We start from the raw sequence: 14254 nt of genomic DNA, 5'->3' as shown, positions 1-14254 counted from the left end.
GGCTGCTGAGGATGGAAAATTTAATTTTTGTGTTGGAAAAAGAGTGTTGAAAGATTTTATCGTATTGTGAGACTCCTCAATTTTGATTTAATGAGATGTGGAACAAAATTCAGATTTGCTGCCCTTTTTATGTGGAAAAAGTTGGTCGAGAAGGGTTTTTACTGACTGAATTCCGTGTAAAGCCAGTAAATGTGGAAAAAGCACCGAAATTTTTGAGCTTTTTTGAGATAAAAAGGGCAAAAGGAAGAGAGGATGTGGAAAAATGGAATGAGATTTTTTTGTTTTGCTTGCGAAAAAAGAGGAGGAGAGAAGCTCTGAAATAATAAATTTTTTATTTTTTTGACTTTTAGATGTAGATAAGAGCGCTGATAATAGTATTATTTTAAAAAAAAGAGCAGTTTTTTAAAATTTTTTTTGTTTTTAGTATGGAAAAAGAATTTTCATTGTAGAATAAGGAAAGAAAGTAGAGGAAAACTAAATTTCCTCTACCCAAATATGATCCGCTTCAGTTTTTCTAAGCGATAAATTATATCCCGCTACCATAATTGAAATAGGGTCTCCGAGCGGGGCAATTTTTTCGATCTTAACTGTTTCACCTGGTACGCAACCCATTTCCATCAGTTTAATATGAAGATCATTTTTTGCGAATTCTATAATTACTGCACTTTTTCCCGTTGTTAGGGAAGATAACTTTATAACGCCCTTTTTCATATCCTGATTATTAATCTGTTTAAACTTTGTTCCGGGACAATTGGGATGCTCATTCATGAATGATAAGCAAAGTTACCCTTGTACAGTCAATATGCAAAAAGAAAGGTCGCCCCAATCCAAAATTTCATTTTACTTTTACATCCACTTAATTTTTTTAGTATAAATGGCAGTTCAATTTACATCGCACGAGGTAAAAGATTATTTAAAGGAGAAGCGGAAGTTGAAGTTATTCCTGGCTGGCCTTTTTTCAGCTGAAGGACAAGGTTTAAAAAGTTTGCATTTTGTTTTTTGTTCAGATGCCTACTTATTGGAGATTAACAAGCAATTCCTACAGCACGATACGTACACCGATATCGTAACTTTTGAAATGGGAGAGGATCCGGAGATTGCGGAAGGGGAAATTTACATCAGCATAGATAGGGTCCTGGATAATGCTGAAAAGTTTAAAACAACGGTAAACGAAGAATTACATCGGGTTATTTTTCATGGGGCGTTACACTTATGTGGATTTAAAGATAAGAGTAAGAAGGATGTAGCGTTAATGAGGAGTAAAGAGGATGAATACCTGGAGAAATATTTTGTGAAGTGACTTATTCTTGATAGAGAATATTAGATAGTTGAAGTGTTCCGTTAGGAACATTTCTTATGTTAGGACGTTCCACGTGGAACATGTGGCAGTAGTTTTTTGCGACTGAGGGATATGTTTATTCTTGGATCGGAAGGAGGTTATTTTAGAGTTTGCAGATGTTCCACGTGAAACATTGGTTTCCAATTCAGGCAATGCCGCATTTTAAATGAGGGATTGTACTTTTAGAGTCGAATGTGAACGCAGATATTTTTCTATTTTTAAAAACGACTTGTATTGTAATAGGAATTGAGGAGAGAATTGTGCCTTATGAAGTGGCTGCAGGAGATGGCGAGATGTTCCACGTGGAACATCTGTCTGGTCGTTTGAAAATGTATCAGTATTTAGTCGAATCGACTTCCGATGGATTGGAGGTCTTCAAGGGGAAGTATTATACCTCCATTCATTTTTATTTGTTGGCTCTTCAAAGAAGATGGTATTCTTGAAATCAGGTATATTTTATCTAAATAGGTCTTCCTGTTCACGAATCACAGTTGGTTTTGATTTTTTTTGAAGAGTTAGGCTTATAAAAAGCCTCGATATAAAATGTACTTCTCTTTGATAGATTTTAGCTCATTGTTATCTTCTATGAAGGAAGTATAATAGACACACTATAGGCTCTCTGGAATATTTCCTTGGGAGATAGTCTTTTTCTTGAAGGAATTATTTTTATAGATTAGGCAGATGTTCCACGTGGAACATCTGATTAGCTTTACAAAAGCTACCTTCGTTTGAGGCAATAAAAGAGGAGCCGGAATGTTCCACGTGGAACATTCCACTTTCTCAGAACAATCTCCCTTCTTCTACGTAATTTTGCACTTTCTAAAGTTATTATGTTTCCATCATACGATATAATTGTTGTAGGCGCAGGACATGCTGGTTGTGAAGCCGCTGCCGCTGCCGCTAATATGGGCTCCAAGGTTTTACTGGTGACCATGAACATGCAAACCATCGCTCAAATGAGCTGTAACCCCGCAATGGGAGGTATTGCCAAAGGGCAAATTGTAAGAGAAATTGATGCCTTGGGCGGGTATTCTGGAATAGTAACGGATCAGTCTATGATTCAGTTCCGGATGCTGAACCGTTCAAAAGGCCCAGCCATGTGGAGTCCCCGTACGCAAAATGACCGCATGCTATTCGCTGCAAAATGGCGTGAAGCATTAGAGAAAACGCCAAACGTCGACTTCTACCAGGATATGGTAAAAGGCCTTTTGGTGAAAGATGGTCGTTGCCATGGTGTTGTTACAGGACTGGGTCATGAGATCCAGGCAAAGGCGGTAGTACTTACCAATGGTACTTTTTTAAATGGAGTAATACATATTGGCGATAAGCAATTCGGTGGAGGCAGGGTAGCTGAAAAAGCGGCGACCGGCATCACTGAACAATTAGTATCACTTGGATTTGAAAGTGATCGTTTAAAAACAGGAACACCTCCCCGTATTGACGGACGTAGTTTGGATTATTCCAAAATGGAAGAGCAGAAGGGAGATGAAGAAATCGTTGGATTCTCTTACCTGGATGTAGAGAAAATTAAACCCGCCCAGCAAAGAAGCTGCTGGATTACTTATACCAGCGAAGCCGTACATGAAATGCTCCGCACCGGATTTGACAGATCTCCGATGTTCCAGGGACGTATTCAGGGTACTGGTCCTCGTTACTGCCCAAGTATAGAGGATAAGATCAATCGCTTTGCAGAAAGAGAACGCCACCAGCTGTTTGTGGAGCCGGAAGGCTGGGATACTGTAGAGATTTATGTGAATGGGTTCTCTACCTCCTTACCTGAAGATGTACAAATGAAAGCTCTGCGCCTTGTGCCTGGGTTTGAAAATTGCCGCATGTTCAGACCCGGATATGCTATAGAATATGACTTCTTTCCACCTACACAACTTCAGTTTTCCCTGGAAACTAAAGAGGTGCAGAACCTGTTTTTTGCAGGACAGATAAATGGTACCACCGGATATGAAGAAGCTGCCTGCCAGGGTTTAATGGCTGGTATCAACGCCCATCTGAAAGCAAAAGAAGAAGCTCCATTTGTATTGAAAAGAAGTGAAGCTTACATTGGTGTACTGATAGATGACCTGATTAATAAAGGAACTGAAGAGCCTTACCGTATGTTTACCTCCAGAGCAGAGTTCAGAACACTGCTTCGCCAGGATAACGCGGACCTGCGTTTAACAGAAAGAAGCTTTAAAATGGGATTGGCTTCTGCTGAAAGAATGGAAAAAGTGCAGGAAAAGAAAGACGGCGTAGAAAAGATTAAGCGGATACTGAAAGAATTGTCAGTAGAGCCGGAAGAAATAAGCGCATTATTGGAAGCCAGATCTTCTGCTCCATTAACGCAAAAACAGAAGGCGCACCAGATATTGTTACGTCCCAATCTGGATATTTTCTCCATAAAAGACCAGGTACCCAGAATTGCAGAGGCACTCGCCGGATTCAATAAGGATACCCTGGAACAAGCAGAAATTCAGATCAAGTATGATGTGTACATTGAAAAGGAAAATGAGCTGGTGCAAAAAATGAGTCAGCTGGAAGACCTTGTGATTCCTTCCAACTTCGATTACGCCAAACTCGTTTCCTTATCAAATGAAGCAAGGCAAAAATTTAATAAAATACGTCCGCATACTTTAGGTCAGGCAAGTCGCATAAGCGGAGTTAATCCAAGCGATGTACAAATTCTGATGGTATACATGGGCAGATAGAAAAAAATAAACGTTTTGAAGCGGACAGATTGTTTTTACAGTTTGTCCGCTTTTTTATGTTGGAAGGTCAAAAAAGACAAAAAAAATGAAAAAATGCCTAAAAATCGACCTCCGGAAAGTGCGTAAATTTCGTATATCTGTAAAGAGCCGGATATAAGTGTTAAAAATAGGGTTGAATTGAATAAAAGGGCTAAAAATGCGTTTTTTGAAGTGGAAATGTTTTTTTAAACCGAAAGCAACCTTTTTTCTTCGTTGATCGTATCCACCATCAGATTTGATTTTTTAAAAACCAAAATCAAGCAATTATTTCAGAAAGACATCAATAAACGCATTTAATACAAAAAGCAGACAAGAATATTTTTGTGCAGGAGCTGAATAATATTAATGATCTGATTGCCGGTTGCTGCAGAAAAGAACGCAGCAGTCAGGAAGCGTTATACCGGAATTTTTTCGGGTACGGATTAAGCATTTGTCTGAGATATGCACAAAACAGAGAAGAGGCAGTTGAAATCATGAATGACGGATTCCTTAAAATATTTCAACACATTCAATCATTTGATACCAGCAGATCATTTAAAACATGGTTGGCTAAAATTATGGTGAATACTTCTATTGATTTTTTAAGAAGTAAAAAGAAACTGGTATTTGTAGATGATATTAACCAGGTACCAGAGCCAGGAACAGATGAGAAGATAATAGATAAGCTATCCTATGAAGAACTGCTGAAACATGTACAGTTATTACCGCCGGCTTACAGAACCGTGTTTAATCTGTATATTATGGAAGGATACCAGCACCAGGAAATAGCTGCCATGCTGCGCATATCTGAAGGAACTTCCAAATCAAATTTGTTTAAAGCAAAAAAAATACTGAAAGAAAGAATTACGAAAGCATCCATGGGTACATCTGATGGAGTGGACGTAAATATGCCCTTATACAAAAATGAATGACGCATTTGAAAATAGCATCCGTAACAAGCTGAATCAAGCTGATATTCCTTTTGACCAGGATGCCTGGACAAAAATGGAATCACTGCTGGATGCCGGGGATAAGAACAAGCGCCCGGTAGGCTGGTGGTGGCTCTTCCTATTGCCTCTCCTTGGAGGTATGGGATGGTGGATTATTCAGTCGTCCACTGCTGATACGAAAGTGGAACGTGTTGCTATTTCTGCGCAAAAAACTGCTGTATTGAACGGAAGTAGCCAAGATAAAGTCATAACCGAATCAAACGGAATTACACCAGATAACGAAACCAACAAACCAACAGAGAAGCAGCCGGGTATATCCACATCTCCTGAAAACAAATCAAACAACGAAGCAATAAAGCAATCGGAAAAGCATCTGCCGGGCGCATCTGCGTCTCCCGAAAACAAACTTAATAACGAAACGATAAATAAAACTAAAAAGCATCTGCCGGGCGCATCTGTATCTTCTGAAAACGAATCAAACAACAAAACAATCAGCAAACCAGGTAATCATCTCCCGGAAAAAAATATAACAGCAAACGGAAATGATAACCTGGATATCAGCACTGCAGCTGGAAAAAAAATAAATATAGATAGTGTCACCGTTGTTAAGCAAAATGAAATCAACGCTATTAAAATAAAGAATGTTAATAACTTCAACGGATATACGAAAATATCACACATCGCTGAAATGCCTATAAATAAAGACATTCAGCCGGATATGAATAAGAAAATGCCACGACGGAAAATCAATTCAAAAGGATTGTCTATAGGTGTTACGCTCGGACCAGATCTGAATGTGGCGCCTTCCCTGAATTATGGGAAAGTGGGTTTTAATGTAGGCGTGTTGGCCAATTACTATTTCAACAGCCGCTGGTTTGTTACCACCGGTGCCGTGTACAGTAAGAAACTATACGGAGCTACCAATAAAGATTATACACCACCGACCAGCGGCTCAGTGCCTTATGATCTGGTGAAAGTAAATGCCAATTGTGATGTGCTGGACATACCCGTGAATATGAACTATACCTTTCTGCAGGTAAATAACAATACGTTAAGTGCTACGCTTGGAGTGTCGAACTATTTTATGCTGAAAGAGCAATATCAGTATATCTATAAATATTATCCCAAGTGGGAGAAAACGGTTGAGAATCAAAATCAGCATTACCTCGCTATTTTAAATGTGGGCGCATTATACCAGCATCCGGCAGGAAGGCGCTTAATCATTGGCGTACAACCTTACGCCAAAATTCCACTGCATGGGGTAGGATTGGGACAGGTGAAACTATACTCCGCCGGAGTGTCCTTTCAACTAAACCTGGTGGGCAAAAAGCGCTGATAAGCATCCTGTGGGTGTTAAACAATCATTATACTATCTTGTTATCCATCATAATACAATGCCTGCTACTGTATGTGGCACGGCATTTTCAGCATTGTCCACACTAAAAGATCTGATTATGAGCAATAAAGATAGCAAACCAGGTAAGGGTGATCACAAACCCGTTAAAAAGGATGAAGAGGAATTTCCCGGTTATCCTGAATATCCTGCCGGAGAAGATATCATGAGCAAACGGAACCGGGATAAAGAAGTGGATGTAGACATGGATGCGGTAACTGGTTCTTTCCGGCATAACAGTGAATTGCCCACTGAAAAGAGAAAACCCGCTGATAAATCGAATGAACAGGAAGAAACCTGGCGGGAAGATAAAGTAGGTGATGACCTCGATGTTCCAGGGGCAGAACTCGATGACGAGAACGAAGCAATAGGTGAGGAAGACGAAGAAAACAATATTTACAGCATAGGAGGCGACAGACACGAAGATCTTGAAGAAGATAACGGTGAGTTCCTCGACCTGGACGAAGAGAAGGATTAGGGGCTTTACAGTAGCGGTGTGAGGAGTCTGCACACGGCATCCATAAACCGCTTGAGCAAATTACGCTTGTTCCATCGCGTTTCCTGCACCGGAACAGCATACAAAAGATCATCTTCAAAAGCCCGGTTTAGCTTGCCTGCCACTTCTTTATCGTAGATGAGTGCGCCTATTTCGCAGTTCAGGTAAAAGCTGCGGTTATCGAAATTAACAGAACTCACCCAGGCCAGGTTATCATCTACCACCATCGTTTTAGCGTGAATAAAGCCACGGGTATAAAAAAATATTTTCACGCCCGCTGCCAGCAACGGTTTAAGATAGGAAAGTGCTGCATGCTGCACAATGTAAGAATCACCCTTTAACGGTAATATCAGTTGTACATCCTTACCTGCCAGTGAAGCCATTTGCAGGGCAGTCAACAGTTCTTCTGTGGGAATAAAGTAGGGGTTGGTAATACGTATCCTTCTTTTGGCAATGTTAATCGCCATCAGGATGGTTTGCATGGCCACGGGCCACTCAGAATCCGGGCCGCTGGCAACAATATCTGTAAAGCAGGTGCCCGTTAATCCGGATCTTACGAAATAAGGTTCCGCAAAGGGAAACACCTCTTTACTGCAATATCGGTAGCTCATTAAAAACTGTAGCTGCAGGATGTTTACGGCATCACCTTCAATCCTGAGATGTGTGTCGCGCCAGAAGGTGGGGTGCTTGCCATTGTTGATATAGCGCTCATCCAGGTTGATGCCACCTACAAAACCTACGGTGCCATCTATCACAATTATTTTCCGGTGATTCCGGTAGTTGGCGTTCAGATAGAAATCTACCAGCACCGGCGAAAAGGGATATACGCTGGCGCCATGCTCCTTCAGGCGTTTCGGGATAGCATGAATACGATCACTGCCCATATCATMATAGAGTAAACGTACCTGTACACCTACCTTTAATTTTTCAATCAGTATTTCGGTGACTTCATTGCCTACGTCATCTGCAGCAATCATGTAATACTCTATATGTATATGGTGTTTGGCAGCACGGAGGGCGCTAAAAACAGCTGGAAATTTTTCTTCTCCATTGATCAGCAGTTGTACCTGGTTGTTTTTACTTAAAACAGATTGCCGTGTATTCAGCAACATGGCAGAAAGCTCCTGCTTATTGCCGGCCAGTTGCCGCAACTCCAGCTGCATTTGCTCTATTTCACTTCTTTGCGACTCCCAGTATCGGGAAAACAACCCTTCATCTTTACTGCCTTTTAGCGTAAATCGCCTCTTTTTACGCAGATCTCTGCCCAGATAATAATAAACAATGAGCCCTAAAACAGGAATAAATACCAGCAGGAGTATATACGCAATGGCTTTAACCGGGTTGCGGTTTTCAAGCAGAATTGTGGCTACGAGGCCAATGAAAATAAGTACTAGCAAAATGCTACTACCTATTTTAATATAAGGATGCCACTCTGTTCCTGTAAGATAACCGATAAGCGTTTTCATAAACTGTAAGCAAGATATACTATTAACGCGTTTCCACTAAAATGGTTACGGGTCTCTTTTTTATTAATAACGGTAGATGTATGAGCATACCCAATACCACATTGAAGATAGAAAAGGTAGTCATACGGTTGTTTTCTCCGGCAAAGCCTCCCAGAAATAACCACGCCAGAAAATACACGTGGAACCATAACGGAACAATCCATGCTGCCAATGGAAAGTAATGAACACCTGTTTTTCCTTTTTTTATATATCCGGAGATGACTAACGCCACAAGTAATACCAATAGTGCGATCAGCCTATGCATGCTGCTGATACCAAAAAGTTGTTTCAATAAGTCAGCCAGTGGGAACAACGCCACCCACAACGCCACCTGGGAAATGATGATAGAAAGCAGGGGGAGTATGGCTTTCCATATAGCGGCAACAGATACTTTTTCCAGCAGTCTGCCAAACAACGAATAGAAAAATACGACCAGCAGCCAGCCATAGAAATTTGCATAAGGTACGCCAAACCATTGCCCTGTAAGGGTTTCTGTGGGATAACCTCTACCTACCCAATCCCAGTGCCACATGTGGAGGCGATAGGCTACTACATCCATACTCAGATCAATATTTAATGCCAGCAGACTATCGAATGCAGCAGCAGCCCATAAAGGAAGTGCGAAGTTATCAGTGAATAGCCTGGAAGAGTATATAATCACTGCCCAGCCGCACCCAATACAAAAAGGAATGTTGCGGGGAGATTTTCCCAGCATTATCCAAAACTGGCCATATACATAGCCGCTATTGGTGGCTACGTTTACATATTCCAACAGCAGGCCGAAGCCCAATGCCCCCAATAACCAGGATATATGTCCGGTACCTTTTTTAAAGGCATGCCAGCCGCATATAAGCAGCAAAGCATACATACAAAGTTCTGTTACCGGAAAGCAATAACCAGGCGCATTACCGTAAGGCATATTGGCAAAAGGAAGCATACGCATGTATTTTGATGTACTGAAGATAGTGAATCAATAGCTTCTGTTTTAAACCCGACTCCCCAAAAAGAAATGCCCTGTTCCGAAAGAAACAGGGCATTAACTTTCTGAAAAATTACTCAGCTGTTATTTCAAGAATATTGCTGCTCAATGATCTGCCGTTGCCTGTCAGCTGAATGCCTTCTTTCATGAGGAAATCACCGCTATATAGCTGATCAAAATGAAAGGAGGTATGGGTGTCAGGATACAAATTGATTTCACGGATACGATAATTTTTCTGAGGATCCAGGCCTTGTAATTTTACTGCTGCAAATACATCATTCTTGGCGACGTTCATCAGGTAGTTAAACAAAATTGTTTTTTTCTGATCCTCACTGGTGTATTGAAACACGGCCCTGTTTTCTTTATATGGAGATACCAGGCGATAAAGATTACCATACCATACAATGTCACTGATACGCCTATACGTTTCTACAGCATCATGACTAAATTGTAATTCTTTTTCGGTGAAGTCATCCACCTTTATATCATATCCCAGCTTACCCATCATAGCTACATCAGTACGGAATTTCAATGATTGATGGCCCCAGTTGGTTACGTGTGCTGCCATTGTATTAGATGGGAAGAAGTGAGAGTATCCGTATTGGATATAAATTCTTTCCAGACCATCTGTGTTATCGCTGGGCCAGAATTCGGTAAAGTATTTTAAGGCGCCGTAATCAGTACGACCGCCACCGCCGGAGCAAAGCATGATGGGCAGGTGAGGATATTTGGCCCTGACCCTGTCCAGCACCTTATATAAACTCCTTGTATATTCTATGAAGAGGTGTGATTGTTTTTCCTTCAGGTAAGGAGACCAGATGTTAGTGAGCATCCGGTTGCAATCCCACTTGATGTAAGCAATTCCCGGATTTTCTGACATTGTTTTATCTACTATCCCATACACGAAATCCTGTACTGCCGGGTTGGTGAGGTCGAGCACCATTTGATGACGGAAATAATTTTCTGCGCGGTTAGGGAGGCGCAACACCCAGTCAGGATGTTGGGTATACAGCTCACTCTTTGGATTTACCATTTCGGGTTCCAGCCAGATACCAAATTTAACGCCTTGTTTCTGGGCTTCCTGTACCAGGTATCCCAGGCCGTGTGGGAGTTTGGTGGTATTGGGCTCCCAATCACCCAGACCTGCATTGTCGGCATTGCGGGGAAATTTATTGGCAAACCAGCCATCATCTAACAAAAAGAGATCTACACCTAATTTTTTGGTGCCTCCAAAAAGGCTGGTCAGGCGTTGTTCATTGAAGTCCATGCCGGTGGCCTCCCAGTTATTTAGCAGGGTAAGACGCGGACCACGCCCATCCAGGACGCCATAGTCAAGTGCCCAGCGATTAAAATTACGGCTGGCTTGTCCTTTTCCTTTTGCGGATAAAGTGAAAATGAATGCCGGAGTGGTGAATGTTTCACCTGGTTTCAGCGTATAGTCGCTGGCGTAAGGATTAATTCCTGCGTTAACGTGAAGCGCATTATGTTCATCTACCTCAAAGCCAAATTTGAAATTACCTGTCCAGGCGAGTGTACCAGCCAGTACTTCGCCGTTTTCTTCTTCTGCCGGATGATCAAGAGAGAGGAGAAACATAGGAGATTGCAGCATGCTGGCGCGGGTACCTAATTTACTGTCAAGAATTTTCATACCAGTAGTCAGGTATTGTTCCTGCATGTCTACTTCTTTTGCCCAATCGCCATGAAACTGGGTCAGCCAGTATTTATCCGCTTTCAAATGCAGCATGGAAGAGGCATATGCGGTTACCTGTACCGGCTTTTTCTCTGCATGTTTTATTTCTGTCCAGGCTTTGATGATATCTTCTTTGTAATAGGCCTCAAAATGAAGGATAACGGTTACCGGGTATACGGGATCTTTCAGCGTAATAGTGGTAGCGGTGACATTATTTTCTTTCTGTGGTGCTGATTCGTGAGCAGCATATTTCAGTTCCAGAGAGGGATTGCCATCATTGTGTACTATACGAATGGCGGGGTCCAGCAGACTTTCCATACCAGCGGTTACATAGGCTTCCTGTTTGCCTTTTAATGTGGTGTCCGCAAAGGCAGGCTGTAGTGTATTGCCTAAATACTGTTGTACCAACCGTCCTTCCCTGTTAACGCCATATACCAGGCTAACATGTTGGGTATTAATACGGATGTGTATATTTTGTGCCGAAGCCAAGTGGGTCAGCAATACCAGGCCTATGGCCAGTAGTTTCTTCATGTTTAAACATTTACTAACGAGGAATAAGTGTACAAAATACAAATAAAAAGAAAGGATACATATGCTAATTTACCTGGTCCTTGTACTTTTCATGCAAAAAAGAGGTCGTACAGAAGTGGACAGCGGCTGTACGCTATCGGACAATGAAACGATAATGACGAAATTGATTATCAATGCTTTCTGTTGCGGCATTTTTTTAGCTGCACCAACGCGCTATACGCTTGTCTTATGATAAAAAACTACTTTCTGGTTGCCTGGAGAAATATTGCGAAGCATCGGTTTTTTGCGATGGTGAATATTTGGGGATTATCAATAGGAATCACGTTTGTTTTGCTGATAGGAGCATATACCTGGGGGGAACTACAGGTGAACCGGTTCGTTAAAAACAACGACCGCATTTTTCTGTTGAAAAGTAAGTGGGCGAATCCTGAAACAGGGGTTGAATTTGCAACGTTAGGACCACTAACAAAAGAATTGCAGGATAATTACCCTACGCTGATAGAGAAAGCGTATAGTCATGATGGCATTACTACAGTGGTGTCAGTAGGAGATAAACATTACCGGGAAGGGATACACCCCGGAGATTCTACTTTTTTTGATGTATTTAATTTACCGGTCGCTTATGGCGATCCGCGTACTGCTATGGATAAACCTAATGCAGTAGTGCTTACGGAGAAGAAGGCGAAATTATATTTCGGTAAAGCAGATGCAGTAGGAAAGCTGTTGAAGATTCAATCGTTTGATGGGCGGAATGAAGATTTTGAAGTAACCGCAGTGATAAAAGATCTGCCGTTTAATACCGTTACCAACTATACTAAACCCGGAAATGAGCTATTCATGGGGCCTGCGGGTATCAGGTACTTTGGCCGTGAGTTTGGCTTCAATAGTTGGCTATCACCTAATATTGTTGGGTATGTATTATTGAAGCCGGGGATAAAACCGGAACAATTAAAAGTACCACTGGCCACGTTGATAAAAACAAATGCTTCTTCTGAAATACAAAAAACACTGGAGGTATATCCGGTAGCATTAAAGGACATTTATCTGGGTATGTATAAAGGGCTTGCTGGTAGAATGATCGCTATTTTTTCTTTCGTAGCGATGTTCATCCTGCTGATGGCGATTATTAATTTCGTCAATATTTCTATTGGGAACTCTTTAACCAGGTTAAAGGAAATTGGTGTGAGAAAGGCTATGGGTGGTAAAAAGAGACAGTTAGTGTTTCAATTTATTACGGAATCGGTGTTAGTGGTGGCATTTTCTTTTGTGGTATCGCTCGGGATGTTCTTTTTATTAAAACCACTATTCAGCCAGATGATAGGGAAAGATATACCAGGCTTGTCTTCCTTCCCTGCCTGGTTCGCTTTTTTACCGGTATTTATTATTCTGTTTACGGGGGCGCTGGCAGGATTATATCCGGCTTTTGTATTGTCCGCACAACCTTCTGTAACTGCGTTAAAAGGAAAGCTGAAGAATATAAAGGAGAAGTTGTTATTCAGGCGGGCACTGATAACCGTGCAGTTTGTAACCGCTATAGTGGTATTCATAGCCGCCATCGTCATAGACAGACAAGTATCTTTCTTTTTTAATTCAGATCTCGGTTTTAATAAGGAGCGCGTTATCACCGTTCCGGTACCGCGGGACTGGACCTTTTCAGGTGTAAAGCATATGGAAAGAATGAGAGATGAGTTTCGTACGATGTCTGAGGTAAAAGATGCTTCATTTTCTTATGCGATCCCTGATGGGTGGAGTAATGGTGCCAACATGATTTATAGGCCGGAGAATGATTCCAGTACCGCTATTTCTTCGGTATCGGTTATATCAGATGAAAGGTTTGTAGCTACCTATGGTATTAAGATGAGCGCAGGTGCTTATTACACAGGTACGCAGGCAGACTCATCGAAAATTGTTATTAATGAAGCTGCAGTTCGTGCGCTTGGATGGAAAAGTGCAGCAGAGGCGATAAATCAGCCGGTGCGGATGCATAATTTTAGTGGAGTGATGTATGTGAGCGGTGTTACGCGTGATTTTCATTTTGGTACCTTGCGTGATGCGATTTCCCCTCTTTGTTTTATGACGGTAGAATCAATGGGTATTTATCGTTTCATCTCGTTTCGGTTAAATGCAGGTAATACTTCTAAGCAAATAGCAGCGTTACAAAATAAGTGGGGACAGGTTTTTCCGGATACTCCTTTTGATTTTAAGTTCCTGGATGACAGCATTGCACAGTTGTATGAAACAGAAACACAAATGCAAAAGGCGGCAAGGGCTGCTACGATTGTGTCGTTGATGATTGTTTTACTCGGGGTGTTGGGAATAGTTACCTTAAGTATTGCCAGAAGGAATAAGGAAATGGGAATAAGGAAAGTATTGGGAGCTTCTGTACTTAATATTATTACGTTGTTCGTGAAGGAATTTTCCTGGATCATTGTTGCCTCTAATATGGTGGCATGGCCGCTGTCATGGTACCTGTTACATACCTGGCTAATGGATTATGCTTATAGAATTAACATTGGCGCCGGACCGTTTTTAATAGTAGGTGTGTTGCTGATGTTATTGGTAGCATTTGTTATTATTGGCATGACGCGGAAACTGGCGACTACAAACCCGGTAAAAAGCCTTAGAACAGAATAAAGATTATTTTAGTAGCAGTT

11 protein-coding genes are annotated in these 14254 nt (G+C 41.5%); 7 read left to right on the top strand and 4 right to left on the bottom strand.

Going from position 1 to position 14254, the window contains the following annotated elements:
• Window positions 1-95 precede the first annotated feature (95 nt).
• The gene (locus AC1DCV_RS14775) at window positions 96-323 is read left to right on the top strand and encodes a hypothetical protein (protein ID WP_477023847.1); all 228 of its coding nucleotides are present in this window, start codon (window positions 96-98) and stop codon (window positions 321-323) included.
• Window positions 324-474: 151 nt separating this feature from the next.
• On the opposite strand, the gene AC1DCV_RS14770 is transcribed toward AC1DCV_RS14775, so the two are convergent.
• Complete coding sequence (locus AC1DCV_RS14770) at window positions 475-711, bottom strand: FeoA family protein (RefSeq protein WP_477023846.1); 237 nt, start codon at window positions 709-711, stop codon at window positions 475-477.
• 163 nt (window positions 712-874) lie between these two features.
• Between AC1DCV_RS14770 and ybeY the strand changes: the two genes are divergently transcribed.
• The 5 genes from ybeY to AC1DCV_RS14745 all read left to right on the top strand — a co-directional run bounded on the left by ybeY (window position 875) and on the right by AC1DCV_RS14745 (window position 6877).
• A complete protein-coding gene (gene ybeY / locus AC1DCV_RS14765) occupies window positions 875-1300 on the top strand; it encodes an rRNA maturation RNase YbeY (RefSeq protein WP_477023845.1) in 426 nt (141 codons plus the stop codon).
• 869 nt (window positions 1301-2169) lie between these two features.
• Entirely contained in the window at window positions 2170-4038 is a 1869-nt protein-coding gene (gene mnmG, locus AC1DCV_RS14760) for a tRNA uridine-5-carboxymethylaminomethyl(34) synthesis enzyme MnmG (RefSeq protein WP_477023844.1), read from the top strand.
• A gap of 362 nt (window positions 4039-4400) precedes the next feature.
• Window positions 4401-4988 carry an RNA polymerase sigma factor gene (locus tag AC1DCV_RS14755; RefSeq protein ID WP_477023843.1) on the top strand — a complete coding sequence of 196 codons (588 nt, stop codon included), beginning with the start codon at window positions 4401-4403 and terminating at the stop codon, window positions 4986-4988.
• Window positions 4981-6342 (top strand): outer membrane beta-barrel protein, encoded by a 1362-nt coding sequence (locus AC1DCV_RS14750; protein ID WP_477023842.1) that lies wholly within the window; start codon window positions 4981-4983, stop codon window positions 6340-6342. Before AC1DCV_RS14755 ends, AC1DCV_RS14750 begins: the two co-directional genes overlap by 8 nt.
• Before the next feature lie 118 nt (window positions 6343-6460).
• A complete protein-coding gene (locus AC1DCV_RS14745) occupies window positions 6461-6877 on the top strand; it encodes a hypothetical protein (RefSeq protein WP_477023841.1) in 417 nt (138 codons plus the stop codon).
• 5 nt (window positions 6878-6882) lie between these two features.
• Here AC1DCV_RS14745 and cls read toward each other — a convergent pair whose 3' ends face one another.
• From cls to AC1DCV_RS14730, 3 genes are all read right to left on the bottom strand, one after another.
• Complete coding sequence (gene cls, locus AC1DCV_RS14740; protein WP_477023840.1) at window positions 6883-8361, bottom strand: cardiolipin synthase; 1479 nt, start codon at window positions 8359-8361, stop codon at window positions 6883-6885.
• 22 nt (window positions 8362-8383) lie between these two features.
• The gene (locus AC1DCV_RS14735) at window positions 8384-9337 is read right to left on the bottom strand and encodes a carotenoid biosynthesis protein (RefSeq protein ID WP_477023839.1); all 954 of its coding nucleotides are present in this window, start codon (window positions 9335-9337) and stop codon (window positions 8384-8386) included.
• A 115-nt stretch (window positions 9338-9452) separates the two neighbouring features.
• Window positions 9453-11600: an alpha-galactosidase gene (locus AC1DCV_RS14730; protein ID WP_477023838.1), complete on the bottom strand. Its 2148-nt coding sequence runs from the start codon at window positions 11598-11600 to the stop codon at window positions 9453-9455.
• Window positions 11601-11828: 228 nt separating this feature from the next.
• Between AC1DCV_RS14730 and AC1DCV_RS14725 the strand changes: the two genes are divergently transcribed.
• Window positions 11829-14234, top strand: a complete 2406-nt coding sequence (locus AC1DCV_RS14725) for an ABC transporter permease (protein ID WP_477023837.1) — start codon at window positions 11829-11831, stop codon at window positions 14232-14234.
• Window positions 14235-14254 lie beyond the last annotated feature (20 nt).

The organism is Chitinophaga sp. 10T418 (assembly GCF_056394125.1).
The sequence above is the reverse complement of the archived record's forward strand: the minus strand, read 5'-3'. Positions and strand labels throughout refer to the sequence as shown.